The organism is Thermofilum sp. (assembly GCA_038741495.1).
Taxonomy (GTDB): Archaea; Thermoproteota; Thermoprotei; order Thermofilales; family Thermofilaceae; genus Thermofilum.
The window spans coordinates 258,194-283,624 of record JAVYKX010000002.1 but is presented as its reverse complement, the minus strand read 5'-3'; the positions used below and the strand labels follow the sequence as shown (position 1 = coordinate 283,624).

General features: G+C 60.0%; 25 protein-coding genes. 4 read left to right on the top strand and 21 right to left on the bottom strand.

Annotated elements, in window-relative coordinates:
• Positions 1-67: 67 nt before the first annotated feature.
• From pth2 to QXU72_06250, 3 genes are all read left to right on the top strand, one after another.
• Positions 68-415, top strand: a complete 348-nt coding sequence (gene pth2 / locus QXU72_06260; GenBank protein MEM0494842.1) for a peptidyl-tRNA hydrolase Pth2 — start codon at positions 68-70, stop codon at positions 413-415.
• 9 nt (positions 416-424) lie between these two features.
• Positions 425-1,759 carry a tRNA pseudouridine(13) synthase TruD gene (truD, locus tag QXU72_06255; GenBank protein MEM0494841.1) on the top strand — a complete coding sequence of 445 codons (1,335 nt, stop codon included), beginning with the start codon at positions 425-427 and terminating at the stop codon, positions 1,757-1,759.
• 81 nt (positions 1,760-1,840) lie between these two features.
• Positions 1,841-4,258: a GNAT family N-acetyltransferase gene (locus QXU72_06250; GenBank protein ID MEM0494840.1), complete on the top strand. Its 2,418-nt coding sequence runs from the start codon at positions 1,841-1,843 to the stop codon at positions 4,256-4,258.
• Positions 4,259-4,341: 83 nt separating this feature from the next.
• Here QXU72_06250 and QXU72_06245 read toward each other — a convergent pair whose 3' ends face one another.
• The 20 genes from QXU72_06245 to QXU72_06150 all read right to left on the bottom strand — a co-directional run bounded on the left by QXU72_06245 (position 4,342) and on the right by QXU72_06150 (position 24,457).
• The gene (locus tag QXU72_06245; GenBank protein MEM0494839.1) at positions 4,342-5,376 is read right to left on the bottom strand and encodes a 4Fe-4S dicluster domain-containing protein; all 1,035 of its coding nucleotides are present in this window, start codon (positions 5,374-5,376) and stop codon (positions 4,342-4,344) included.
• A 124-nt stretch (positions 5,377-5,500) separates the two neighbouring features.
• Positions 5,501-7,663, bottom strand: coding sequence for a CDC48 family AAA ATPase (locus QXU72_06240; protein ID MEM0494838.1), 2,163 nt, complete (start codon positions 7,661-7,663; stop codon positions 5,501-5,503).
• Between the two features lie 46 nt (positions 7,664-7,709).
• Positions 7,710-8,813: a TGS domain-containing protein gene (locus QXU72_06235; protein ID MEM0494837.1), complete on the bottom strand. Its 1,104-nt coding sequence runs from the start codon at positions 8,811-8,813 to the stop codon at positions 7,710-7,712.
• A gap of 129 nt (positions 8,814-8,942) precedes the next feature.
• Positions 8,943-9,260: a hypothetical protein gene (locus QXU72_06230; protein ID MEM0494836.1), complete on the bottom strand. Its 318-nt coding sequence runs from the start codon at positions 9,258-9,260 to the stop codon at positions 8,943-8,945.
• A gap of 1 nt (position 9,261) precedes the next feature.
• Complete coding sequence (locus tag QXU72_06225; GenBank protein MEM0494835.1) at positions 9,262-9,705, bottom strand: hypothetical protein; 444 nt, start codon at positions 9,703-9,705, stop codon at positions 9,262-9,264.
• 1 nt (position 9,706) lies between these two features.
• Entirely contained in the window at positions 9,707-10,420 is a 714-nt protein-coding gene (locus tag QXU72_06220; protein MEM0494834.1) for a hypothetical protein, read from the bottom strand.
• 11 nt (positions 10,421-10,431) lie between these two features.
• Positions 10,432-10,755 (bottom strand): hypothetical protein, encoded by a 324-nt coding sequence (locus tag QXU72_06215; protein MEM0494833.1) that lies wholly within the window; start codon positions 10,753-10,755, stop codon positions 10,432-10,434.
• 43 nt (positions 10,756-10,798) lie between these two features.
• A complete protein-coding gene (locus QXU72_06210) occupies positions 10,799-11,110 on the bottom strand; it encodes a hypothetical protein (protein ID MEM0494832.1) in 312 nt (103 codons plus the stop codon).
• On the bottom strand, positions 11,100-11,681 hold the full coding sequence (locus QXU72_06205) for a hypothetical protein (GenBank protein MEM0494831.1): 582 nt from the start codon (positions 11,679-11,681) through the stop codon (positions 11,100-11,102). Before QXU72_06205 ends, QXU72_06210 begins: the two co-directional genes overlap by 11 nt.
• 49 nt (positions 11,682-11,730) lie before the next feature.
• Positions 11,731-15,063, bottom strand: coding sequence for a hypothetical protein (locus QXU72_06200; protein MEM0494830.1), 3,333 nt, complete (start codon positions 15,061-15,063; stop codon positions 11,731-11,733).
• Positions 15,064-15,105: 42 nt separating this feature from the next.
• Positions 15,106-16,503: a hypothetical protein gene (locus tag QXU72_06195; protein MEM0494829.1), complete on the bottom strand. Its 1,398-nt coding sequence runs from the start codon at positions 16,501-16,503 to the stop codon at positions 15,106-15,108.
• A 756-nt stretch (positions 16,504-17,259) separates the two neighbouring features.
• The gene (locus QXU72_06190) at positions 17,260-17,577 is read right to left on the bottom strand and encodes a hypothetical protein (GenBank protein MEM0494828.1); all 318 of its coding nucleotides are present in this window, start codon (positions 17,575-17,577) and stop codon (positions 17,260-17,262) included.
• A 4-nt stretch (positions 17,578-17,581) separates the two neighbouring features.
• On the bottom strand, positions 17,582-18,844 hold the full coding sequence (locus QXU72_06185) for a hypothetical protein (protein MEM0494827.1): 1,263 nt from the start codon (positions 18,842-18,844) through the stop codon (positions 17,582-17,584).
• Positions 18,845-18,882: 38 nt separating this feature from the next.
• Complete coding sequence (locus QXU72_06180) at positions 18,883-19,314, bottom strand: hypothetical protein (protein MEM0494826.1); 432 nt, start codon at positions 19,312-19,314, stop codon at positions 18,883-18,885.
• Positions 19,315-19,539: 225 nt separating this feature from the next.
• Positions 19,540-20,022, bottom strand: a complete 483-nt coding sequence (locus tag QXU72_06175; protein MEM0494825.1) for a hypothetical protein — start codon at positions 20,020-20,022, stop codon at positions 19,540-19,542.
• 45 nt (positions 20,023-20,067) lie between these two features.
• Complete coding sequence (locus QXU72_06170; protein MEM0494824.1) at positions 20,068-20,280, bottom strand: hypothetical protein; 213 nt, start codon at positions 20,278-20,280, stop codon at positions 20,068-20,070.
• Complete coding sequence (locus QXU72_06165) at positions 20,271-22,160, bottom strand: ATPase, T2SS/T4P/T4SS family (protein ID MEM0494823.1); 1,890 nt, start codon at positions 22,158-22,160, stop codon at positions 20,271-20,273. Before QXU72_06165 ends, QXU72_06170 begins: the two co-directional genes overlap by 10 nt.
• Before the next feature lie 118 nt (positions 22,161-22,278).
• Complete coding sequence (locus QXU72_06160; protein ID MEM0494822.1) at positions 22,279-22,761, bottom strand: hypothetical protein; 483 nt, start codon at positions 22,759-22,761, stop codon at positions 22,279-22,281.
• 25 nt (positions 22,762-22,786) lie between these two features.
• Positions 22,787-23,470, bottom strand: a complete 684-nt coding sequence (locus QXU72_06155; protein MEM0494821.1) for a hypothetical protein — start codon at positions 23,468-23,470, stop codon at positions 22,787-22,789.
• Positions 23,471-23,569: 99 nt separating this feature from the next.
• Positions 23,570-24,457 carry a ParB N-terminal domain-containing protein gene (locus QXU72_06150; GenBank protein MEM0494820.1) on the bottom strand — a complete coding sequence of 296 codons (888 nt, stop codon included), beginning with the start codon at positions 24,455-24,457 and terminating at the stop codon, positions 23,570-23,572.
• Positions 24,458-24,557: 100 nt separating this feature from the next.
• Between QXU72_06150 and QXU72_06145 the strand changes: the two genes are divergently transcribed.
• Positions 24,558-24,872, top strand: a complete 315-nt coding sequence (locus QXU72_06145) for a hypothetical protein (GenBank protein MEM0494819.1) — start codon at positions 24,558-24,560, stop codon at positions 24,870-24,872.
• On the opposite strand, the gene QXU72_06140 is transcribed toward QXU72_06145, so the two are convergent.
• Positions 24,869-25,423, bottom strand: coding sequence for a nucleoside-triphosphatase (locus QXU72_06140; protein MEM0494818.1), 555 nt, complete (start codon positions 25,421-25,423; stop codon positions 24,869-24,871). The genes QXU72_06145 and QXU72_06140 overlap by 4 nt on opposite strands.
• Between the last annotated feature and the right edge of the window lie 8 nt (positions 25,424-25,431).

Sequence of the window (25,431 nt, the reverse complement as noted above, 5' to 3'; positions counted from 1 at the left end):
CTGCACTCAAGCTGGCAGAGACGGCAGAAGCGCTTGCCGGGCGTCGTGGGTGGCTGTAGTGAGCGAGATGAAGCAAGTCATCGTAATAAGGAAGGATGTCGAGATGGGAAAGGGGAAGATGGTGGCTCAGGGCGCGCACGCATCTCTGAGCGCTTTCCTCAAAGCGTGGAGAAAGCGCCGCGAGTGGGCTGTGGAATGGCTCCGCAGCGGCCAGAAGAAGGTAGTTGTCAAAGTTAGCAGCCTCGAAGAGCTTAGGTCGGTGTGCAGGGAAGCCCGAGCGCTGGGCCTCCCAGTAGCGGTGGTGAGGGATCGGGGACTCACGCAGCTTCCGCCGGGCACGGTAACTGCGGCGGGTATAGGCCCCGCCCCCTCCGAGCTGGTTGACCGCGTTACAGGTAAGCTAAAATTGCTCTAGGTGCTAGCGGTGCCGTTGCGCTGCAGCGTCCCACTGGATATCGCTCTCGGTATGGAGTATTACGGGCTTGAAACACCCGGTAGCGGGGGTTTTCTCCGAAGAGAGCTTGGAGACTTCCTCGTGTTCGAGGTCAGTGTTGATGGAGCGGTCGCTTCGCCTCGCTGCGGGGACGAGGGGGGGTCGGGGGAGTACACGTGGCTTGTGATGGAGAAGAGGAAGGTGGATACGCTTACAGCAGTCCGCGCTATCGAGAAGTTCTTCGGGTTGCCCAAGGGGAGCGTCGGCGTGGCTGGGCTCAAGGACACAACCGCTATCACCTACCAGTTCGTCTCAGTGCCCTTGGAGCTGGACCCCGTTAAGGTAGAGGAGTTCAACTCCAAGCACTCGAGAGTTAAGCTTCACTGCTTTTTCCGGAGGCCTTTCCGGCTTAGACCCGGCCTATTGTTCGGGAACCGCTTCGAGGTGGTTATTCGTGACGTGAGGAATGTCGACGCAGTGGCGGAGGCTGTCCAGCACCTCAAACAGGTGGGTGGTTTACCCAACTATTACGGCTACCAGAGGTTCGGGAGTGTGAGGCCTATCACGCATATCGTCGGCAAGCACATCCTCCTGGGAGAGTACGAGCTAGCGGTGGAGAAACTTCTGCTAACGGTGTACGAGAAAGAGTCGGAGAGAGCCAAGAGGGTGCGCCGCTACCTCGCGGAGACAGGCGACTACAAGGGCACTCTCTCGATGTTCCCGAGGACTATGCACAACGAGAAGGCTGTAATAGCTTACCTGGCTGAGCACCCCGGCGACTACGTAGGTGCTTTCCGCGCGCTGTCGACGTACGTGAGGAAGCTCTTCATAGGAGCTTACCAGGCCTACCTCTTCAACCGGCTGCTCAGCAGGAGGATAGAGGAGGGGCTTTCCTTCGTCTACGCTGTGCCGGGAGATATCGTGGGTTTCTTCTCCGACAGGAAGACCCACGAGCCCTCGGGAGTTCTGCTTGTGAACAGCGCTGTAGTTGATAAGGTGAATAGGTGGATAAGCGAGGGGCACGCTGCCCTGCTCCTACCTATCTTCGGGTACAACTCTCAACTTCCTTCGGGCAAGCCGGGCGAGCTTGCCAGGGAGCTTCTACGCGAGGAAGGTTTGGATCTGGCGGCTTTTCGGTTGAAAAGCATGCCTGAGGCCTCCTCCGGCGGCACTTACCGCTTAGCGGCGCTTAAACCCCTGGAGGTGAGCTACGCGGCTGAGGGCTCCACGGTTAGGCTCGTCTTCACCCTCAGGAAGGGCATGTACGCCACAACTCTTCTGCGCGATATAGTGAAGCCTGAAGACCCTCCCGCGCAGGGGTTCTGAGCTGGCTCCGCGTGGAGCTAGCTTAGCGTGGAAGCATTAAAAGGCGAGGCGCGTAACTTTGCATTTAACTGGGGTGTCGCGGTGCCGTTAATCCCGGAGGAACACCTCGCTGAAGTCAGGGAGGAGCTTGTAAGCGCAGCTAAGCTCGGGCACAGGAGAATGCTAGTCATCACCAGCGAGGATGATTCAAAGCTAGTGACGGCGGCTCTGGACTTCCTCTACGAGGTCAGGGACCTAGTGGCGCGTGACCCAGTACTCTACACCTACCACGCTTTTTACTCCGACGGAGCTATGAGGAAGGAGCTCTTCAGCCGAGGCGCGCCTAAGGAGGTTGAAGTAGAGTACGTGTCGTACCACGAGCTCGACAGGATTCTCGGCCGCACGTACTCCGCCTGCGTGGCCGACCTCGTGAACAACCTCGAGCCCAACGACTTGGGCAGGATAATGGGTGTGGTGAGAGGTGGAGGGCTCTACATCCTTCTAATTCCACCTTTCAAGAAGATTCCAGAGGTCGTTACGAGGTTCCAGCTCAACCTCGTCACTCCAGGCTACACCGTGAGAGATGTGAGGAAGCTGTTCGAGAAGAGGTTCCTTCAGAAGCTGTTGCAGCACGAGGGGATAGCGATATACGATGCAGACGCAAAAATGTTCCTGAGAAAGTACTCGCCGACCACGTATGTCGAGCCCGGGAAGAGAACTCTCCTGTTTCCCGAAAAGAGCAGGATCCCGGCGCGGGTCTATAAGATGGCTTTAACGCAGGATCAAGTAGAGGTCTTGAAGCTTCTGGAGAGATTCTACGAGAAGCGGGAGGGGAGAAAGCTTGTCCTCGTGCTCACCGCAGATAGAGGGAGAGGCAAGTCCTCCGTTGTAGGTATAGGTGTAGGGTGGCTTGCCCACCGCCTTAGGAGGGCTAAGGGAAGGTGCAGGGTCATACTGACCGCTCCCTCCGAGCTGAACGTGCAGGAAGTGTTCAGATTCTCCCGGAGAGTTTTAGAGATGTACAAGCACCCCCTAGAAATTGAGGAGAAGGGGGAAAACGTCGTTGCGCTGCACAGTAAAGGTATTGAGCTGGAGTACCTTCCTCCGGTGGAAGCCGCGAAAGCGAGAGGAGATATCCTCCTTGTGGATGAGGCGGCCTCGATCAGCGTCCCCCTACTCTTCAAGATGCTTGAGCGATTCGACAAGATCGTGTTCTCCTCCACGATCCACGGGTACGAGGGGGCGGGCAGAGGATTCTCCGTGAGGTTCCTCAGGCGGCTGCGCAGCGAGCCGGACGTGGAGGTGCTCGAGTACGAGATGAGCGAGCCCATCCGCTACGCTCAGGGCGACCCGATCGAGAAGTGGGTCTTTGACACGCTTCTCTTGGATGCAGAGCCGGCGGCGCTGACGGAGGAGGACTTCAAGGATATCGAGGCGATGAAGGTGACTTACTACTCGCCCGGTGAGGACTTCTTCCTCGACCGGGAGGATGAGCTTCGCCAGTTTTTCGGGATCTACGTGCTGTCGCACTACAGGAATAACCCGAACGACCTCGGGATGATAATGAACGCGCCTCACCACTTCGCCCGCATGCTGAAAACGCCGAGCGGTAAGGTTGTCGTCTCGATGGAGCTAGCCGTGGAGGGCGGTATGGACGATGAAACAGTGAAAGCTTCGGCGAGGGGTGCCTGGATTATGGGTAACATAATACCTGACAGACTCATCAAGCACTACAAGGTTCTCGACTTCGGCGAACTGAGGGGGATCAGGGTAGTGAGGATCGCCACCCATCCGGCTGTGATGCGGCGTGGCCTGGGCAGTCTAGCGCTGCAGATGCTTGAGAAGGAAGCTGAGAGCAGGGGGCTAGACTGGGTGGGCGCCGGCTTCGGCGTCACCGAAGAACTGCTGAGGTTCTGGGTTAGGAACGGGTACATCCCGGTTCACATGAGCCCCGAGAAGAACCCCGTCAGCGGGGAGTACAGCGTGCTGGTGATCAAACCCTTATCCGAGCGTGCTAAGAGACTGGTGAGCGTTTTCGCTAGAGAGTTTAGGGAGAAGATTCTCGGCAGCCTAGCGACACCATACTTCGATCTCGAGACGGGGAGCGCTCTCCTGCTGCTGGAGTCGCTGCCCAGCGAAGATGCGGTTCTCCAGCTCAGGCTACTCCAGGTAGCTAGGTTCCTGATGTACGCGTGGAGCGACATGACTGCCGAGAACTGCATGGATGTGCTCGTAGAGCTAGCAAAACACTACTTTAGGGCGAAGATCCGCCCCGAGCTCACGCGTAGGCAGAAGCTTTTGCTGGTGGCGAAAGTCCTGCAGGCGAAGAGCTGGCACATGGTATGCTCCGAGCTGGGAATGAGCCTTCAGGAAGCGACCAGCGAGCTGAAAAACATCGCGAAAGCCTTCTCGGAGGTCTACCTGGGTGTTCGATCGGAGAAGGAAGCTGAGAAGTACTTCTACCTCACTTTAACCGCTTTGCAGGCAGACTCTTCCTTCTACGCCCAGGGAGGCCAGTAGCATAGCCTCGAGCTTCTCCAGCTCGGGTGAGCTCGCCCGAGCGATAGTTCCTGAGGCTTCACGACCCTTCAAGCGACCCGCTATCACTCGGGAGTTAGCACACGCGTCAGCTTCGCGGTTTTACACGCTGAGAGGCAAAGCCCGCAGAAGTCGCATCTCTCCTCCCTAGCGGCGAGAAGTCCCCCCTTCCCCGCACCAGCAAATGCGGCGAAGGGACACGCGTAGGCGCACTCCCTATCCTCCCAATCGAGAGTAGGGTAAGCACCCTCTGCAGCCTCAATCCAGCGGAGCGGCATAGGAGCCCCGGCCCCTTCTCGAATCTTCACGTAGCCGAGCAGTGCTGCGACGTCGAGGAGGAGAACGTCGAACGCTCTCGCGGGGTCCAACTCGTCGAGCAGCGCGGGAGGCACATCCGTTATGTAAGCTGTTGATAGGCTAAGGCTGGCTGAGAGGCGAGCCCACGCGTGCGAGAACACTCGGGAGAGAAGGGGTGAATGAGCGCGGAAAAGTTCGCTGCCTATGCTGTAGGCTACATGGGGGGAGAAGACTAGGCCGCTGATCCCGGTTTCGACCACAAGCTTGAGGAAGTCTTCGCTCATCGGGATGCCGGGGGAGACTTTCGCGAGAAGGGGGCGGTCCGCTCTCCTTACTAGCTCCTCGAGAAGATCGATCGCGAAGGATTCGAACCCTCTCCGCATCCCGTAGAGGTGGAACATTAACCCCAGGTCGATCTCATAGCCATCCACGGAGCCGCCGAAAGCTCGGATTAACCGCTCAAACCCGGTGATGCGATCAGAGGCTAGGGAAGCGAAGATCTTTAAATCGCTGGAGCTGCCCCGCAAGCTGCTAGCGAAGCTCACCACCTCCTCGAGGTTCGCGGAGAGGGGGCGCGTGAGGAGCAAGTAGTCCGACTGCGACTTGTAGTAGACCACGTGGATCCTCGCCTTCCTAGCTTTGCCTGCGCGGTAGTCCGAAACCGTCGGCAAGGCAATCATGCCTACGCTCTCGAAGAGCTCCGGCTGCTGCGAAACAGTTTTGAAGAGCACGACATCGTCGCTGCTTAGCCCTACGTCGCTTTTCAGCGAAAACCCCGCGAAGTACCCTCTCGCCTTTGCCACGCCGCGGCACCAGTAAGCCTATAACAGCGGCTCGCGCTTCAATGTATTGCGCGAGGATGATGACGGGTACCAAAGGCGAGGGGTGAGCTCACGAATTCTCGGCTGACCCGCGCTGCGCAACCGCCTAGCCTACCATGCGCTTGAACTCCTCGGCGAGCCTCTGGAAACGTATCAAATCCTCCTTCGTGATGCTCGGCTTTATCGCGTCGAGAGCTTTGAGGAAGTGGCTCATGGTAACTTTAGTCGGTCTACCCGCCTCGCGCAGGGCAGCTAGGGCAGCCTCCTTGCACACAGCCGCAAGGTCCGCGCCTGTGTAGCCTTCTGTGCGTTTTGCTAGTTCTGCGAGGTTAACGTCTTCTGCGAGAGGCATTCTCCTCGTGTGAACTTTCAAAATCTCGAAGCGAGCTTTCTCGTCGGGCGGCGGCACGTAAATTAAGCGGTCGAAACGGCCGGGGCGGAGCAAAGCAGGATCCAAAATATCCGGACGATTCGTCGCACCAATCACCACCACACCCTCAAGCCTCTCCAAACCATCCATCTCCGTCAACAACTGGTTGACTATGCGATCAGTAACTCCGGAGTCGAACCTCTGCCCTCTCCTAGGGGCTATCGAGTCGATCTCGTCGAAGAAGACCACGCATGGCGCTGCTTGCCTGGCTTTGCGGAATATCTCCCTAACTGCCTTCTCACTCTCGCCGACCCACTTGCTGAGGACCTCAGGTCCCCTTACGCCAATGAAGTTTGCTTCGCTCTCCGTGGCTACGGCTTTAGCCAGGAGGGTCTTACCCGTGCCCGGTGGACCATAGAGCAGAATACCCTTAGGCGGGTCGATGCCCATCTCTCTAAAGAACTCGGGGTGTTTGAGCGGCCACTCGACCGCTTCTCTAAGCTGCTGCTTCACATCCTCAAGCCCACCGATATCATCCCAGCGAACTTCAGGAACCTCGATGTAAACTTCCCTGAGCGCGCTCGGCTGAACATCCTTTAGTGCCTCGAAGAAGTCCGACCTGGTCACCTTCATCTCCTTGAGGACCTCCGCCGGTATCTTCTCGCTCTCGATGTTTATCCTCGGAAGGTACCTTCTCAGAGCTCTCATCGCAGCTTCTCGGCACAAAGCCGCCAGGTCCGCACCCGTGAAGCCGTGCGTCATCTCGGCCAACTCATCCAGGTTCACATCCTCGGCCAGCGGCATGTTTCTCGTATGAACCTGCAGGATCTCTCTCCGCGCCCTCCTATCGGGCACCGGGAAAGCTATCTCTCGGTCAAACCTCCCGGGCCTCCTTAAGGCTGGGTCAATGTCGTCTGGACGGTTCGTCGCGGCAATCACTACGACCTGGCCGCGCTCCTTCAGCCCGTCCATGAGTGCTAGGAGCTGTGCAACGACTCTTTTCTCAACTTCACCAGTTACTTCTTCACGTTTCGGCGCTATAGCATCAATCTCGTCGATAAAGATAATCGCAGGCGCGTTCTTCTGGGCTTCCTCGAAAATTTCTCTAAGCCGCTGCTCACTCTCACCGTAGAACTTGCTCATAATCTCGGGGCCATTTATCGAGATGAAGTACGCACCCGTCTCATTCGCCACGGCTTTAGCCAGGAGGGTCTTACCCGTGCCCGGTGGACCGTAGAAGAGCACTCCCTTGGGTGGGTCGATGCCCAGATGCTTGAAGAGCTCTGGGTGCCGCAGAGGCAGCTCGACCATCTCCCGGACTTTTTGCTTCGCTTCTTCCAGGTCACCGATGTCCTCGTAGGTTACTCGAGGAATCGAAACCTCTGCAGCGCCAGGCTCGCTCTTTATCACAATCTCCGTAGACTCGGTAACCTGCACGACCTGCGCTGGCAACGTGGATACCACTGTGAAAGGCAGAGCTGAGCTGAAGAGAGGTATCTCGACGACATTGCCCCGCACCAGGGGCCTCCCCAGAAGCTTGCTCTTAACGTACTCTGCTAGGTCCGGGCTCGTCTCGATGAAAAACTGGGACGCGGGGGCGAGAACTACCCTGCGGGCCGGGGCAGACTTAGCCTTCCTCACTTTAACGGTATCGCCTACGCTCACGCCGGCATTGCGCCTGATGTACCCGTCCATCCTGACGATTCCTGAGCCTTCGTCCTCGAGCGCTTGAGGCCACACGACCGCTGCGGTCAGCTTCTTCCCCTCAATCTCGACGATGTCACCCGGCTCTAAACCGAGCCTGCTCATTATGCTGCGATCCAGGCGTACAATGCCTCTGCCGACATCTCTAGAGCGCGCCTCCGCGACACGAAGCTCAACTTCCTGCTTCTCGGACATAACCCCAGGGTGCCTTTGCCCGGCTCGGTAATTAAGCTTTCATCAGCTAGGCGACGATTTCAACAACATCGCCGTCCTCGGGAACGTAGTCCCTGCCCACCCTCCTGGGGTTGAACTCGAACCTGGTGCTCCACACTTTCGCGAACTTGAAGTTCTCGTAGAGATCGCTGTGAATTATCTTAGCGACCTCCACCACGCGCGTACCCCGCTTCACGAGCACTGGGCGGGTTTCTACCACTCCGGTCTTCGGGTTCCTCGTGTAGACGCGGATAAGGTCTAGCGATCGAAGAAAGTAGTGGGCCATGCTGCTGAAGTCTAAGCTTTCGCAACTGCTTGCGCTCACCACGGGCACGCCGCTGAGAGAAGCTGAGTCCGCCAGGCGACCTCCCCAGGAGACCAGGAGCGTGGGCTTGTATAGGGTTGACCCGAACAAAGCTTCTTCCACGTCATCAAGCGTCGCTTCACCCTCTATCCTCACGATAGCGTGGTGCACTCCGTAATCCCTTAGAAGCGCTGCTAGCTCCTGCAAGGTAGCTCCCACAAGCCTGCCTACAAGCACTATACCGCCTGTGGCCTTCCTCTCAATGGTGACTGTACAGCGGGGTTTCTTCACAGCAATTTTCCCCTCTTCGAGAAGCTTAGAAAGAACACTCAGCTGGTAATAGACATCCATCCTGGTGTTGATAACCACGATAAGTGCATCAGCGTTCCTGGCTAGGGCTAGTACGCGAGAAGTCACGTCAGCTCCTTCGATGAGGGGTGGCGTGTTTACGAGCTGAAAGTACACTCCCTCCCAGATGCGAACGCCTGGCACTGGTTTTCTGGGCTCGTCCAGCACGGATAAGCCCGCTAAGCAGTTAAAGACCTCTGTCTTACCGCTGCCAGGTAGCCCAAGGAGGACGACTTGAATATCTCCTTCTTTTTCGAGGAAGAAATGCTCCCCTCCCCCCTTCCTCTTCTTACGCTCTTCAATCTCACGCCTAAGGGATGCTATCTGCCTCGTCACTTGCATCCGCAGGCGCTCTGTACCCTTATGCTTGGGAACTGCTGAGAGAAACTCCTGCAAGGCTATCAGCTTCTCCTCCGGACTTCTAGCCTCCATCACCCTTCTCCACTTAGCTCTAGCTTCGGGGGGTAGATTGGCCGGCATTCTCCGCGCTAACCTGAAAGGAAGCAGTAGCGATATAGCTTTTACCGGAGAGTTCTTCCGTGACCGGAAGCCAGCATGAAGGAAAAAAGTGCAATAAAAGAAGTAAAAAGAAAGATTTTTTCCTGAAGATTAAGGGTTAAATATATAAACCTTACCACCTGAAGCGCTCAGCATAAGACGATTTTTCCCCATGAGTATCGTCGAGTTCGCCATGGGAAGCTTGGCCGCTACTTTGCAGCCCGGGTGGTAGAGGCCGGTGCTGTTCACCACCACCCGGTCGAGGGTGAAGGTGTCCACCACCCACCCCCTCGACTGGTACACTGCGAGCACCGCGGCTGCGAGCCTCTCTGCTTCGCTGCAGTAGTCCGGCTGCTGCCTCAGCCTCGCCGCCGATAGCGCCGCGAGGACCGCGGCCGCAACCACCAAGTAGAGGAGGAGCCTCTCCACCTCAACCACCCCTCGGCGCCTCTTTCTCGCTCCGCCTGGGGTAGTAGGTGCCCATGTAGTAGAAGTCGTCCCTCCCCTCCCTCTTGAGGAGCTCGATGGACACCTCCACGTCGCCGGTGAGGCGGAACTTAAAGCCCGCAGGAGCGTAGTCCCTCGCGTAGACCTCGGCGTAGTAGAAGCCCTTCGGCAGCACCACCTCGAGCCGGCAGCACCTCTCCCCCCGGCCCCGCCTCACGCGACCGGTGTAGGCGAGCCAGGCGGGTATCTCCCAGTCATCGTACTCCGGGAACTCCTCCTCGAGCTTCTTCACCACCTCCTCCCACTTCCTCCTCACCTCCTCCGGCGTCCCCTCGACAGGCTCGAGGAACCAGATCTTCACCCAAGTCCTCTTCGGCCTGGATTCGAAACCCACCTCGAGGCGCAGGCGCGCGTACCCCTCCCCCACTCTAACCACCCCTGTGGTACACTGGCACGAGCACGCCCCACTCGTCCCTCAGCTTGTAGACGTAGAAGGCTGCCGGAGCAGGCGGAGGCCCCGGCGGCGGGGGGATCTGAGTGGAGAAATCCCTCGGCACGGCGACCAGCCACTCGCAGCTCGAAGGATCGAATGTTAGGAAGTCCGCGTACCCCTGCGGGTCTCCCAGCCTGGGGCAGAGTAGGCTCGCGTTGAAGAAAGGCGTGGTGTAGCTGTTGCTGTACCTCAAGCGCACCCTCACCATCGTTACGGTCTTCAGGGTGCCGCTGACCATGACGGTCTTCGTGTAGGTGCCCTCCTCCCCCAGGCCCTCCACCCTCGCGTAGTACACTACGGGCTCAGCACCAGCGGGCGTAGCGAGCGTGAAAGTAAGCTTATACTCGGTCACCCAGCCCCTCCCGCTCCGCGCAGTGCTGTTCAAGGGGCTGCCCGCGCTCGTGGGGTACATGCGGAGCGGCTCGCTCCGGTTGACGCTAGCGGTGACGGCGAGGAGGCTCTGCAGCCTGCTGTAGTCGCACGTCCCGGAGAAGCAGGTTCTCGCGAGGTGGATGAGCTGGGCTGCCTGCAGGTGGCCGCGCTCGTACGCCACGTAGGGGTTCGGGGTCCTCATCGCGACGAGAGCGATCAGCGTGGCTGCGAGCACGATGACGCCAATCAAGGCGAGCTGACCCCTCCTCCTCCCCACCCTCACACCACCTAGGGCGAGGCGCACACCCTAACGACCCTGTAGCCCGCGGGCTCGAAGAAGACTGCCGCGTAGCAGATCGCTGAGCCGCCCACGCCCCCCTTACCTGCCTTCAGCTCTCCGTCGATGTAGATCGCGGCTACGTGCTCCCCCAGAGCCTGCTGGGTGAGGATCGCGAGCTCGTCTGTGTCCCTCGCGTTGAGAAGGGCCCACGCCAGTGCCCTCTGCGCTGAGGCGTGGTGCACCGGCGCGACCTGGTGGGCAGTTAGAGAGACGATGTGGGCAGCAGCCACGGCGAAAACCAGCCCGATAGCGGCAGCCTCCAGGTGCCTCATCGAGGAGGTAGGAGGGGCTTCAGTATTTATTCTTGATGATGCGCTAGGGTGACCCGCCCGCGACCGCGACCCTGCGCTTGTAGATGAGTAGCCAGTCCCAGGCTGAGCCGTGGACAGCTCCGAGCGGGGTGATGCTGTAGCACTCGCCGGCGCGGCAGACCCTCGAGGCCTCCACTCTCACGGGCTTCGGCAGCGCGGCGTACAGCTCCGCGTCCACCGGGCTGCTGTTCACCAGCTGCGCGACGAGCTGAGGGTAAGGGTCGAACCTAGCGCTCCAGAGCCTCGCCGAGAGCGCTAGCAGGCCCGCGAGTAGCACCGCCTCCGCCAGCAGGATGAGGGCCTCGTCAGCCGCCACAAGGCCCCACCTCCACCCTAATGACCTTCACTACGCGCCTACCGCTCCACTCGTAGCTAGCGCCCAGCACATCCACCCTGCCGCCGCTCAGGGAGGAGAGGTTGTAGGTAGGGTCTTCAGCGCCCTGCCCCAGGCAGAAGCTGCTGCCCCCACCCTGGATTCTAGGGCTCAGAGCAAGGTACTTGATGTAGATGGTTGAACCGTCGTCGCTCACGTCTAGGGCTGAGGCTGCGCCGGCGTGCGAGCCGTTGCCCCACGCACGCCAGAGCTGCAGCAGCGGCTCCTCGAACACGGGGGCGTCCCTAGCCCTGAAGTAGACCACCACCCTCCTCAGGGGAAGCCTGTAGGGCCTGCCGTCGAGCGTCACGTTCACCGCAAGGGGGAGCTCCCTAGCGTAAACCGAGAACGTGAGCGAAGCCCTGCCCGCGCTCAGCGCTCTGCGGAGCTCTAGCGCGTCCTCCCAGCCCATCAGGGGCCCGCTCCTCGCGAAGATCCCCTGCAGCCAGGCCGCAACCAGGCCGGTGGCAGCCACCACGGCTAACGCCACCAGCAGGTACCTTAAGGGAACCATAATCCACCGGGTGAGAGAGAAAGAAGTCTAATTTATTACTTGCTCTGAGCTAGCCTCCCGCTCTCGGCGGGTACTTGGCTACGAGCGGCACCGGCACCAAAGCGCCCTGCGCGATCGCGTACCTCCCTCCCTCCGGGATCGGGTAGAAGGCGATCCAGTCGTCAGCCGGGACTTGCACGTGCAGGGTTGCCGGCGGGCTCACCCCCTTGAAGACCTGGCTGCCTTTAAGCGGGTGCGTGCTGCCCGTGGCGCCCCAGTCGAACGTGATGTCCGCCTTGTAGGACGAGATGGGCGTCAAGCCTGAGGGCCCTTGGGCGAAGCAGCCCCACGTCGCGGTGAACGGGCCTCTAGGATCAGCCCAGTCCAGCCTGTACACCGAGGCTGGCGCCAGCCTGAAGGTGACCTTGTCGCTGCCCCAGATCAGGGTTGAGGGCCTGCCGCCGGCCCCGAGCCACCTCATGGATAGCCTAAACTCCCTCACGCTGCTGTAGCCGTCGCCGAAGAGGCCGCTCGGGTACGGCTTCGCGTAGAAGTCCTCCGTGTCTCCCAAGCTGATGACGTAGAGCCTCCAGGTCGCCCCGGTCTGCGATGGCGGGGCCCAGTACCCTACGCAGTCAACTTTACCGCAGCCCGGCGCGTCTAGAACTGCGAGGAAGCCGAGCTGCGGAGCGTGCACTTTGAAGCCGAGGAGCTGCCACCGCTGCGGCGGAACGTACTTCCACGTGGCGTTCACGTAGATGTACATGTAAATGCTGCGCCTCCCTGGCGGAGCGGCCACATGGCTGGTCAGAGTGTAAACAGCTTCAGCCCTGAAGGTCAGGGTGGAGACGGTGAGGGGCTGCCAGAAAGCGTACTCCACCTGGCTACCGTTCACACCCATGTAGGTGAACGAGATATTGTACAAAGCGAGGGTGGTGCCGTTCTCCAGCCAGAGCCCCGCGGTGTTGTAGGTGCCGCCCGCCTCCTCGAAAACTGTCCTCCAGGCTGCTAGAGTGACGAAGTACCAGTCCCTCCACTCCTGCGGCTCCTGCACCTTGGGGAAGTCGCTGACCGTGCTCTGATCCCACTCGATGATCTTCACCCCGCCCGGCAGATCCCTCACGTGCTTCGAGGGGTCCCAGTCCTGGGCCAGGTGCAGCTTCCACGTGCCCGCAACGGGGGCCCACCTGCTGCTCCCGTTCGCGTGCGCGAGCAGAGCGTAGATCCAGGTCTTCTCGTCGATCCCCGCTTCAGCAGGCGAGGTCTTGTTCGTTACAACATGGGTGACGGTGACTAGCCACCAGCCTTTCCTGCCCATCCGCTCCTCCCCTCCGGGGGTTGTCCCGGGCACGTAGGTGATGGGGTTCGCCACGGCCGCTCCCGGGGGCACCACGGTCTGGTTCGTGGCTGCGAGCCTGAAGACCGCCGTGGCCGAGATCCCCGTCTGGTTGACGGTCAGCTTCAGGTAGGGGTCGCTGACCACCACGCTGCCCCTAATGCACTCGGAGCCGAGGAGCCAGTAGGTGAAGAGCGCCCCGCCGCCCTCAACCGGCAGCAGGCGGGCCTCGCCCCCCACGGGGAGCCAGACCAGCTCGCCGTGCCTGAAGCGCGCGCCGCTCGTCGCGTTCACCACACCCCAAGCGTCGCCGTCGAAGTGAGGCTCCCACCTCACCAGCAGCGCCCTCTCGTCCCAGACGTACACCGTGAGGGTCGTGTCGCGGTTGAGGTTGATTGTCCTCGGGTTGCTCACGACGTTGTCGCTCCACCTCCAGAAGCGGTAGCGGCGCCAGCCGATCACGCTGCCCTCGGCGGCGAGCTGCGGCCCGTAGTACGTCGTCAAAACCTCGACCTCGTAGCTGCCCTGCTGCAGCGTAACGCTCACCCTCCCGCTCGGATCCGCGGCGTACTCCGCGCTTCCGACCCTGACCCTGGTCCCGTTCGCTGGCAGTAGTGTTGCTCCGCTCGCCGTCGCCTTGTACACCTGGATGGTGAGCGTGTAGTTGGAGGGTAGCGGGGTGACGTGCACTCTATCCTTGAAGGCGTACCACCGGCACCTGCTCCACCACGTGGTGTCCGCGCAGGTTGAGACTGTGCTGGTCCCGTTGCTGAAGGTGAAGGTCGCGTAAGCGTAGACAACGCGGTTAGCTGCCATGCACTTGCCCATGGTCACTGTCGCCGTGAGGCTGCCGCCGAGCAGGGAGCCTCTGGGGCCGTACTCGTACCCGCTAGTCAAGTAACTGTACACTGTGTAGTTTACCCTGCTGTAGTCGAGGGGCTTGAGGGTGACGCTCCAGGTCACGGAGTAGCACTGCCCGTGCTCGCTGGGGTTGGGTATGCTGCGCTCGTAGCCCCAGAGCCAGCCCTGGGGGCTGAGGGGCCAGAGCGTGCGCGTGACCCTGCCATCCGGGTCTACGATCGTCGCGTTCGCGAAGAGGATGAAGGGTGCGGTGAAGTTGAGCTCCGCTCTCACGCCTCGCGGCGGGCAGCGCGCGGAAGCCTCCACCTCGTAGCTCTGATCCATGGTCACGGTGGCGACGCACCAGCCGCTCTGCCACTCGCAGGGGAGCCAGCTCCACGAGCCGCCCCCCGCCGGCCTGATGTACATCCCCTGCCAGGTGGCGCCGCTCTGCGGCCTACCCCTCACTGTCACCGCGCTGCCCTTCGCGTAGCTGTAGGTGCCGGGAGCAGGGTCGATCTCCGCGCACCCCGAGACGCTGGTCTTCAACGTCACACCCTGGCCCGGCGGCTGCCCGCCACCTCCGCCTCCGCCGCTGGTCTCGTTGTAGCACTGCACGTTGAGCCAGATCGAGTAGCCTGGCTCCACTGCTGCGCCGCCCTGCCCCCCGTAGACCGTCACTTCGATGACTAGCTGGCGGAGGGCTAGCTGCCACGCGGCGCCTTCAGCCTTGATGAGCGTCTGCAGCTCGCTGTACTCCCTACCGGTACCCGTCCAACCCCACCCGTTAGGCCACGCGAACGACTTGTCCCCATCGACCCGCGCCACGCTCCACGGGGGCGGCTGGTAGCTGGGGCTGGGGTTCAGGAGCGTCAAGTTGTAGGAGAAGTTCAGCCGAGCCACGTGCAGGGCGAACGAAGCATTCTGGGAGCCCGAAGCCCACCTAACGCCGGCGGTGTAGTACCTGTAGAAGAAGTGCCACAGCCCAGGGTTCCAGGAAAAACTATTAGAAGCCGCGAACGGGTTAACAACAAACGTGCCATCCACCATCCAGTTCGGGTCAGCTCTGACGACGATGCTGCCGAATGCGAGCGGTGTGGAGCCGTAGGTGGAGTTGTCGCTTCTCTTGCACGTGACTGGGACGAGGTCTGGGCTGGCGAGCGCTGCAGCTGCTGAGAGCAGGAGGGCTGCAACCACTAAGAGTAGAGCTAGCTTCAGCTCCGCCACGCCTAGAAATAAAAAACAGACCCTTATTAGCTTCGCGCCACGCTAGCTCTGCAGGCTTACGCGGAGCTTCAGCAGCACCGCGTCGATCATCAGGTAGAGCCAGCCCTCCTTTGCTAGCGGGTTGCGCACAACCCAGTAGCCCTTAGTCACGCCCCAGCCTTCGGGCATTTCGAGCACGTCGCCGCTCCTCGTCAAGACGATGCGGAGGTAGGCGCCCGCCTCGTACCGGCGGCCGAAGGAGCTGCAGCCCTTGGAGTCCTGCCTTGGGTACTCCCTCACGACGACATAGACGGAGAGGTACTGGAGGCCTGGGTAGCCGTACTCCACCCAGATCTCCAGAGTGACTGTGGACCAGTTGCGTGGGAGCTCCAGCAGCAGCGAGGTTTGGGTGGGCGAGTCGATCAGCCACTCCCCGCCGCCGAGGTACTGGATGCTCGCCGTCCAGGGGCGCACCTCGGCTGAGAAAGGCTCGGGGTACATGGTGGCTGGGGCTTCCCTCCCGTCTAGGAGGGCGGCGCCGCGCGCGGGCTCCGGCGGCTTGCCCTTCACTTCGAGGACTACTGCTTTCATCCACGTGTCGCTGCGGATGAGGAGGGTGGTGTTCGGCGGTGTCGTCGCGTTCACCAAGCCCAGGGGGGTGCTCTCGCTGACGTGCCAGGCTACCGCGCAGAGCAGCTTCCCACTCTCTGGCGCGCAGAACGTGGTCACGTTCACCACGCTGCCGGCCTCGACTCCGATGGTCGCGGAGCCGTTCACCTGCTGCCACCAATCCCCGGAGCTGATGATCGCTGGCAGGCCGCCGGTGTCGATGTGGAGCACTGCTCTGCGGGGCTCGAACACGGCTCTCAGCTCGGTATCGCCCCGGATTGCGACGGGGTAGACTTCCACGGGCGCCCAGCAGCCGGGGCAGCCCTGCAGCCTGGTACCGTTCACGTAGAGCGCTTTCTCGAAGCGCTCCGCCGCCTCCAGCGCTACGAGCAGCGTAGCGCCCGGCTCCACCTCCAGCTCGCTCCCGTTCACGACAGCCGAGCCGTTCACCAGCACAGACCCGGGGCCCGCAACCTCGAAGCGCACAACCACGCAGTAGCGGGCGAAAACCGCTTTGACGGTCGTGTTGCCCCCGACCTCGAGAGAGAGCCTGGAGCCGCTGACAGGCGTCCCGTTCACGAGCAGCTCTACCAGCCTGGAGCACCTGCCCGGGGCAGCCTCAACCAGGGCGGTGAAAGGCTTCGCGGAGCTCACGAGGCTCCAGGCAGAGCCGTTCACCAGCAGAGCACCGGGCCCCTCCACCTCCAGCTCCAGCAGGTACCGCGGAGGCGCCACGAGAGAAGGAGGCGCAAGGGAGACCGGAGGCGCCCGGAAGCTCACCAGGAAGAGCAGCACCGCCGCGACCGCTACCGCCGCAGCAGCAAGCAGAACCCTCCTACCCACTGCGCTCACCGCCCACCACCCTCTGACGCATTATAATACTATTTATCTTCAACGCTGCCCGCGCCCTCATCTTGCGCGAAAACTCATAGATATGCAGATGCATCATGAGTAATTACGTTACAACTAAAAGGCATGCGACGCCCGAACGTGTGCCCTGGGCCGGTGCTCGGGAAGGAACGTATTGCGACCAACCATCTCTGTTTCTGGAACATTTCGGAAAAACGCTTGCAGCTAGCGCGGAAGGGATGTATTGCTATCAGGCTTGTTTTAACTGTGAAGCATGTTGTAAATGAATGCGACCTACGGCGTTTCGGCTCTCTGACTGAGCTGAGCTTTGAAGGCTAGGTGGGGGAGCCGATGCTGTATAACCACACCCGGGCAGAGCATGACATTTTGAAAGGTAACTGACGGAGTGTTCATCGCGATCACCTAAGCGAAGAAGTTTCCAGCTCCTGCCCCCGGTGTTCAAGCTGGTCAGCACGAAGGAAAGAATGGTGAGGGATTGGAGCTGAGGAGACATGTAAGAAGGCTAGGGGCCTGTGCGCACAGCACCGCTGGGGCGGCACTCCTCTCGTGGGGCGACCCGCAACTCCTTCTCCAACATGCCATATAGGAGCCAGATCGAGCGAGTAGTTCTGCGTTTTTATCTTGCACGCGGTCAAGAAGTGGAGAAGATGGACTACTTTATGCCTGGACTTCCCGGTCTAGACTACCAGAAAGACGGGCGTGGTGTGATTGCGTGCCACTTACTCGTTCTTTTCACAGCTAACTTCTCACCGCGAGGAGGAGAAGGGTCCCGTTCACGCCGGTTAGCGTGTAAGCATAGCAGCGGTCTCCTCCAGTCCCCGTTGCAAGGGTCCTGCCGTCAGGGTAGTGCAGGATCACTCTGTAGCCCGTGGGGGGCTTCACGCTGCTCCAGCCCGCCAGAGTGAGGTTCTGCACCGCTAGGTTCGCTACCTCCAGTGCTTTAGAGTAGCAGTCGAACGCGAGCGTGTAAGCCCGGGTAGCCCTCGAGTAGAAGTGGAGCAGCAGTACCGATGCCAGCACTGCTGCGGCGACGGCGAGCAGTGCGTCAACCCTCACGCTCTCACCCCGCGAACAGGTAGGGCGCGTACGTGATTGCCAGTAGCCACGCGAGCCAGACCGCGCCGGCGCACAAGGGCAGGTAGAGCGGCAGGAGGTGGGGCCTACCCTCCCTAGCTCCAGCAGTAGCGGCTGCCAGTGTCAGCGAGACGGTAGCAAGGATGGGGTCGATCCACTCCCTCAGCTCGTGCACGCCGGCGCCCGTGATACCCGTCCTGGCGAGCCACTCCCCACCTCCTTTGCCCCCGGCCAGGATGGCTCCCGAAGAGATGACAACCGCGTATATCGCGCCGACGATCGCCGCCTCGACCAGCGCGTAAACCAGGAAGACTCTCGTCTTGCTCCTCAACCGGCTTACGAAGCCCAGCACCTGAGACATGTACTCCTCCAGCTTCCTCAAGTTCTCGTAGCCGCCGTGCAGCAGAACCTGCCACAAGCCCAGCGTGGCGGCCCTGGCAAAACCCCTCCACTCCGGGCTCAGCAAGTCCTCAGGATCCCTAATGAGCCCCTCCCTGACCAGGGCGTGGTAGGGGTTGCCCACAGCCCTAGCCGCTACTCTCACCATCTCCCTCGCCTTCTCCAGCCTCCTCAGCTCGGCTCGGGAATGATAGAAGTGTAGAGCAGCTGTCGGCGCGGAGCCCGCTGCCAGGGCTAGCGTCAACGGCGCCTCAAGCCCCAGGTGGGTGAACAGCAGGTAGAGCAGGGGCGCGGCGAGCATGGGCAGGTACGTGCGCCAAGGCGGCGAAGGCACGCCGTACTCCCAAGGGAAGATCACCACACCTGCCAGGAGAGCCAACATCAAGCCCACGATGGTTAAAGTTAAAGCGGTTGAAGCCGCCCCACCCCCAATCAAAGCCACTGTCGCCACTATCGTGGCGGGCACCGTGCTCGTGAAAGTCGATACTAGCGAGTAAAGGTTCGAGATGTTGTAGTCGGCTGTCTCTAGCGTGGTCCTCAGCTCCGCTAGCACGTCTCGAAGCTTTTCCTCCAGCGCTGAGCGGCTGCCGGAGCGTTGAGTCTCGACAGCGGCGTTCAGCACCTTCTTCATCTTGTCGGAGAAGCCGTCCAGTTTCGCATCCCCCGAGTACAGCTCCTCCGGCTCCGGAAGGTAGTCGAAGCCGTACCGGCGCACCTCCTTCAGCGTGGTGAGCGGCAGCTGGGGCGATGACAGCATCACGAGAGCCAACGGCACGGCGTCGCTCTCGCTGCGGAACCATGTGTGGAGCGAGAAGCTGCTTTCACTTTTCTTGCCGCCAGCCTTGCCCACAGAGAAAGAGAAAAAGAATATTATTATAAGGCTTGCGGTTAGGGGACTGTAAGCTTAACTCCGAGGGGTATGCGGTGCTGGCGGTTGCTCGGGTCAGTTCCCTGCACTGTCACGACAGCGCTCATACCATCGCTCAGCGCCGCTGTTACGGGTCCGGCGCACGTCGCGCTCTGACCCTTGTTGAGCGTGGTGGGAGTGCAAGTCAGCTGAAAAGAGCTAGAGCTCGTGGGCACTTCGAGCCAGGCAGCGACGCTGGAAAGGTCTACGCTACCAACGTTCCTCAAGTTCACTGAGACTCTCCAGCTAGTACCGCTTCCCATAGCGTAAGCAGCTGTCACCTCCACCAGCGGCTGCTGAACCGCGCTCTGAGTAGCAGCATACAGGAACCAAGCAACGAGGCTTGCCGCGACGATACTAGCTATAGTGACAAGCACAGTCACCATGGGGGGTACTCCGCCCCTCCTCCTCATCGCTACGAAGAGAAGGACACCTATTTTTATTCCTTACTGCGCCAGCAGCTTGAGAGAGTAGGAGTGCTGCTAGCCGCGGACCGGCAGCTCGCAGGAGTTGAGGAACGTGGCGTAGCACAACGTCTATCCGCTGAGAAGGATGTTAGAGGCCCTCAAGCAGCCCCGGCTGAAGCATGAAAGGAGAGGGAGAAAAAGAGAGATTGTTTGAGCTTACCTTCGCGAGCTCTATGGCTTGGCTACCGCGAAGCTAACTTGGTAACCATCCTTCGTCTGCAGAGTGGCGAGGGCACCGTCGGGAAACTGGTCAAGGCTCGCACTAGCGGTGTAGACGAGGGAGATACTCTGGCCGGAGGCCAGCTTCAGGCTAGCCCCCGCCACGGCCGTTGGGTTCTTGAACTCGACGCCCTGCTTGCTCACGTCCTGAACGATTACGATTGAATCGGTGAGGTCCACGTCGGCTGTTCCATCGTTCTTGAAGGTGACCCTGAGCTCCACACCGGTCGCGGTGGCGTAGAGGGTGGGCTGCCCTATCACCGTCAGGGAGACCTGCCTGACGCCCCTGGCGGTTGTAGAGTAGATGAAGTAGGCTGCCAGCGCGGCAGCAACGACGCTCGCGACCACGATGATTACGGTGACGATAGGAGGTACGGCTCCACTTCTTCTGCTAGGATTCTTGCCTTTCATCGTTGCAGAGATGCAGTCCTTCATATTTATTTCTGACGCTGGGGACCTGAAAATCTGATATCGCTCAACTTACGCGCTATCGTGCTCCTGCCTGAGCTCCTCCGCAGCCTTCAAGAGACCTTCGGGCTCGCCCTCCCTGTATCGCCCGCTCCTCTTTGCAGCGTTCTCCGCAAGCTTGACCGCCTTTCTGGCAGCTTTTCTCATCTCCCTGACCTCCAGCTCGAGAGGGTCTTCCGGCGCTGCGAGGCCGAGAACGCGTTTAAACATGTCCACTATACCCATTTTTCTTCACCATATTCAACGAGGTTCAACGGCAGAGGTTCCATCTTCTCGAATATAGCGGGCGAGGGAGGTCCAAAGACCTGTTTCAGCCGCTCGTAGACTTTCTCAGCGTTGCTCTCGCCCTCACCGCCGCATGCGCCTTCCAATCCGAGCTGGAGCTCGGGCGGGAGAAGCATCAGGAACTCCCTCTCCGGCAGGTGCCTCCCCGCCTTGAAGATGGGCTGCAGCCCTTCAGGCGTAGTAACGTACACCGCCTGTACTCCGCGCTGAACACCGCCTTCAGATGACACCACTTTCCCGCACACTACCCAGACCCTCACGACATCTAGGACAGAAGCTCTCAAACCCGCAGCCTGTATCAGCGTATCTAACCGCTTCAGTGCATCCCTAAAGCCACTGCTGTGCGCCGTGGTCAGCACGGGGATGCCGCTGCCAGCTGCCTCGAACCAGCTGGGCACCTCCTCGCCCCTCAGCTCGCCTACCACCAGGAGGTCGGGCCTGTCGTAGCGCCTAGTAGCCCTGATGTTCGCCGTCACGCTCCTATCGCCGAAGCTGAAGTAGGTGACGACGTTCGGCCCCCGAACCTGCGTCGCCACCTCGGGCTCCTCCTCAACTATAGATACACGGAGCTTAGGCCACAGTTTAACGATCGCGCTGAGAACACCTATGAGAGCGGTGGTCTTGCCGGAGCCCGGGGGGCCGACGAATGTAATACTGTTAGGCGACGCAGCCAGTGCGACGAGCCTCGCGAGGAGGAGCGGCTCGGCCTTAAACGGCTCCACTTTAACAACTCTAGCGGCGGAGAGCTGCCAGCCGCCAGCTAGCTGCGGCAGCGCGAGGTTCACACGCCACCCCTTGAACTCGCCGCTGTCCTGCGGGTTCCGCTCGCTGAGCGGGATCCCTGCCTCGATCGCGATTCTCTGGGCCAGCCTTTCGACGAGGAGCTGCCTGGGCAGCTCAACCACGTAGCGCCTCCCCTCGATGCCGGCTGTGATGTACACCTCCCCATCTAGCTCGCGGATAAAGACCTCCTGCGTCCCGGGGTACTCCGCTAGGGGCTGCAGCGGCCCCCACTCGCCCTCCCGCTCAGCGTACACTCGCACGGCACCGTCACCGATGAATATGGTTCCGCTGGGAGTCCTAACGACCCTCCCGTGCGCGAGGGGAGGCAGCGGCACCTCAGCGCCCTCGAGCCTATTCTTATCCCTCACGCGAATTTTCGGCAACCTCTGTTGGTGAAGCATCGGTGAAGATGGGGAGCAAAGCCCCTGAGCCGGCGTCGCCCCCTCTGGAGTGGCGAGTGGCGGGAGGAAGTACCGGCCGTGCTGGGGCGCGGCTTCTCCACCGCTGGGAGCTTGCTCAGCACGCTGCTCTGGCGGGAGTTCTGGCGCTTGCCGCGGAGCGGGTGCTAGCAGCGCTCTAAGCTCGTCCTCAGAGGGGTACCTACCCTCTAGGACTTTCTCGCCGTCCACCACTATTGCTGGGAGTGCGCGGATACCGTGCTTCCTCAAATCTCTCAAGTATACACCTCCGAAGAGCTCGCCGAGCTGCTCGATGTAGGTCTGCAGCTGAGAAGGCTCCCGCAGCTTGAGCACTCTCAGCTTCACCTTCGGCCTCTCCTCCCTCGGTAAGCTCGCGAGTATTCTCCGGAGAGCCTCGATCATCTCTAGCGAGCCCCGGTCACGGCACGCGTATACTATGATTTTCTTCTCCTCCCTGCAGAGTGGGTAGGCGGGTTCGCAAGGCTGGGAGGATGCGCGAGCAGTTTCGGAGAAATGGGGGATTCGAAGGAAGTTAGATCCGAGCAGCTTAAGCTTGAGGAGCGGTGATTTCTTCCGAGCGACTTCGCCCTGTCCCAGCTCCCCGGTTCTGAGCCTCATCGATTCAGCGAAAACTTGCTTTTCCGGGGCCTGCTGCTTCCCGGATCCAGGAGTAGCGGAGCGCTTGCCCCTCGAGAAGTTCCGGGAAGCTTCTGCGAGCGGCATCCCGCTGCCTTCCCTAGATGCCGAATCTTCGTAGAAGTTCTCTTGCCTGTTGTAAAAGTTCAAGCCTTTTACGCTTCTCTTCAATCTCCCGCGACAGCTTAGCTGCCTCGCCATCTAGCTGAGCTGCATACTCGCGTAATGCTTCTAGAGGCTTTACCTCGTAGCCTAGACTCCTCAAACTGGAGATCAGCGCATCCAAGCCGGAGTATCTTGGATCACCACTCTTTGCAGAGCTACCGCCTGTGTTAGCAGAAGCCAGTTCACCAGCATCGACGTGTCTATCCAGTGGAAGATCGGCTGTTCTCAAGGGAGATGAAGCATACGGAAGAGCAGGGGAAGCTGAAGGAAGAGCGCTGCTCTGAAGCGAGGGTTGCGGATCATGAGCTGAGATACCGCCCGTCGCTCGGGACTTCTCCGCTCTCAGCTTTTCGTGCTCTTCAAAGAAATCCTTAGGCTTCCCCCCTCCTTCATCTCTGCCTCTTCTAAGCATGACCACCACCTATCATTCGTTTCTATTGTATTTATACCTGACGCAGCAGAAGCCTGGCAAGCCGCATGATTGCTGCATCGAATTCCTCGCTCGTGTAGTTAATTACGCGCAGCGTGGAGGGGCTCAGCCTGCTCATCGCGGGCTCGTAGGGAACGACAACGTACTCGCAGCCCGCGTTACGGCAGAAAACTCTCATCATAGAGATGTACTGATTTACCACAGCCAGCGGGTAAGGCCTTGGCTGGTTTAGAACGACAACTACACTCTTCCCGCTGAACTTGTAGAGGGCCGCTTCCATCGCTGCAGGACTAGGTTCGGTGACTACTAGGACAGCGTCAGCGAGCTTCAGCAGCGGCATGTACCTCTCCACAGCATCTACATCTGTGAGGGCGGGCAGATCTACAACTACAACGCTGTAGGCTCTAGACCAGCCTCGCACGTGATCCGCAACCACCTGCAGATCGGCAAGAGGCCCCCGATTCACCGCAATCGTCAACCTCAGCGAACCGCTTTCAACCCGCCTCAGGCTACGTGAAGGATCATCCCTTAGGTACGGGGGAGGAACGTCCCCTACCAGGTAAGCCGTCGCGCCCCCCTCAGAGCTCGCATCGACGAGTAACGTCGGCGCTACACCCCCCACTACCACGCTCAGGCAGACGGCGAGCGTAGTCTTCCCAGTACCCCCCTTAGACCCGCTGAAAGTCGTCGCGATCACTTCCTACCGTAACTATAGTGAGATAAGAGATATTAGTCAGCTAGAAAAAGCTTAGGAGGACAACTACACCTCGCTGCCCTTTAAAGGACATGTTACCCTTTAAAGGGCAGCGAGTGCTTTCTCGACAACTCTGTTAAGCTCCTCGTCGAAACTTAATCCTTCCCGCTTTGCTAGCTCCTCCAACTTTCCAATAAGGGACCGCTTGAGCAGAACTACCCTCTCCACGTAGCCCTCTCTAGAAATTTCTTCAATTAAATTTTTGAGCCTCTCTTCGTCGCGCAGCAGAGAAGCGTCGCGCTTCAACCTCTCGGCGAGAAGGCGAAGCTCCCCGGTGCTAAGCTTCCCCTTGCCCCACTCAGCCACTTTTCTCACCACCTCATCGGGCTTGATGCCACCCTCCCCCTGCGTTTGAAGCTGCTCCACAGCCCTCGCCACAGAGCTGAGCCCCGACCTGCTAATACGGCGTCTCTGCTCGCGCAGGGGGGGCCTGCCGGGCTTCGACTCGGCGGTTAGGCTCATAACCGCCGAGAGTCTGGAGTAAAGCCGTACAGCCCTGCGGATGGTATCCACTTCGACAAGCACTCGGCGCGCGATCTCCTCTTCCGGTAGGCCGAGCTCGTAGAGCCGCGCGAGCCCCCTGCCCACCTCCTCTGGGGTGAGAGTGTTCTGCCTGATGTTCTCCGCTAGCGAGAGCTCGAGCGCTTCCCGGTCGTCGAGCTCGCGAACCTGGCAGGGAACACCCCTCCCGAAGAGGCGGCTGAAAACCTCGGGCCTCTCGCGCTGCAGGAGCTTTATAGCTTCTAGGCGCATCCTACCGCAGACAACGCCGTAGGCGCCGCCCTCCGGCCGCACGATCAGCGGGTGCAGGAGACCCCTCGCGGCAATGTCCTCAGCCAGCTTCCTCACGGCCTCCTCGCTCACGTGGAGGCGAACGTTCACACTGCTCGGCTGGAGCTGCTCCACAGGTAGGAGAGTAAGCTGCTCCATCCCGCTCCACCGAGGCAAACTGGTAGAAGCTGAAATAAGTTTCTTCGGAAGGAGGCTTCTCCAACTTAAGATTTTTAGTTTGCAAGAAGCAAAGCGAAACGTGGAGCGAAAACGCGCAGAGGAGGTGGTACAGGAGCTCCTACTTAACGAGAAGTTTAACGCCGTAGCAGTTCTACTCTACCTAAGGAACGTGCAGGGCGCGCTAACCCAGGATATTAGGAGAGTATTAGGTAAGGGGTCTCTGGCCAACGCTAGCTACACGAGAAGCGTGCTTCACTACTTAGAGGAGCTCGGGCTCGTGAAGTATGTTATCGTTTCCCGACACAAGGTATGGCAGCTGACGGAGCTTGGATCAGCAGTAGCCGAGGAGCTATCCCAGCGTTTAGAGCTGGGGAAAACGCTAGGTTTCAGCTAGGTAACTCTCTCGTACAGTAGCAGCAGTGCCAGCCTGATGCTTCCGCTGTGCTCCGCAGCTTCCCGCGCGCACTCATCAATAACGCCCGCGTCGACAGTAAGTGATAACCTTTGAACCCTCTCGAGCAGGATCTGCCTGATTTCTTGAAAAGTGTAAGGCGGCATGTGCACGGAAGGCAGAGAATCAAGCTCTCTCGCGTACAACCCAGGGTGAGTGACGACCACCTTCCAGGGAATGCTCTCTACGAGTTTTACAACACTGTTATCGCGTAGAATTAAGCCGTAATCATCTATGATGTTCAGCGCGCTGAAGTCGATCCTAGCTCTCAAGCAGTTGTAGGTTCTACAAGCAAAGCCCGCGACATAGGTGACCCTTCCAAGGCTAGCCGCAGCCATTCTAGCTAGCGTAGTTTTTCCCACGCCAGGAGGTCCCTCGATTCTTACACTATTCTTTCGCGCAAGTTTTTCAATAGCCGCTTTTAGCTGAGCTTCTCTAAAGAGAAGGCGAGGAGGTTGAGCCAGTAGCCTCCGACAAAGCCCCCTCCCCCTCATCCAATAAC

Bases quoted from the DNA above. Each gene is read 5' to 3' on its own strand.
- QXU72_06180 (MEM0494826.1), bottom strand. From the start codon at position 19,314: ATGAGGAGGAGGGGCGGAGTACCCCCCATGGTGACTGTGCTTGTCACT.
- QXU72_06175 (MEM0494825.1), bottom strand. From the start codon at position 20,022: ATGAAGGACTGCATCTCTGCAACGATGAAAGGCAAGAATCCTAGCAGA.
- QXU72_06140 (MEM0494818.1), bottom strand. From the start codon at position 25,423: ATGAGGGGGAGGGGGCTTTGTCGGAGGCTACTGGCTCAACCTCCTCGC.
- QXU72_06235 (MEM0494837.1), bottom strand. From the start codon at position 8,813: ATGCCGGCCAATCTACCCCCCGAAGCTAGAGCTAAGTGGAGAAGGGTG.
- QXU72_06205 (MEM0494831.1), bottom strand. From the start codon at position 11,681: ATGGTTCCCTTAAGGTACCTGCTGGTGGCGTTAGCCGTGGTGGCTGCC.
- QXU72_06215 (MEM0494833.1), bottom strand. From the start codon at position 10,755: ATGAGGCACCTGGAGGCTGCCGCTATCGGGCTGGTTTTCGCCGTGGCT.
- QXU72_06240 (MEM0494838.1), bottom strand. From the start codon at position 7,663: ATGTCCGAGAAGCAGGAAGTTGAGCTTCGTGTCGCGGAGGCGCGCTCT.
- QXU72_06165 (MEM0494823.1), bottom strand. From the start codon at position 22,160: ATGAGGCTCAGAACCGGGGAGCTGGGACAGGGCGAAGTCGCTCGGAAG.
- QXU72_06170 (MEM0494824.1), bottom strand. From the start codon at position 20,280: ATGGGTATAGTGGACATGTTTAAACGCGTTCTCGGCCTCGCAGCGCCG.
- QXU72_06150 (MEM0494820.1), bottom strand. From the start codon at position 24,457: ATGGAGCAGCTTACTCTCCTACCTGTGGAGCAGCTCCAGCCGAGCAGT.
- pth2 (MEM0494842.1), top strand. From the start codon at position 68: ATGAAGCAAGTCATCGTAATAAGGAAGGATGTCGAGATGGGAAAGGGG.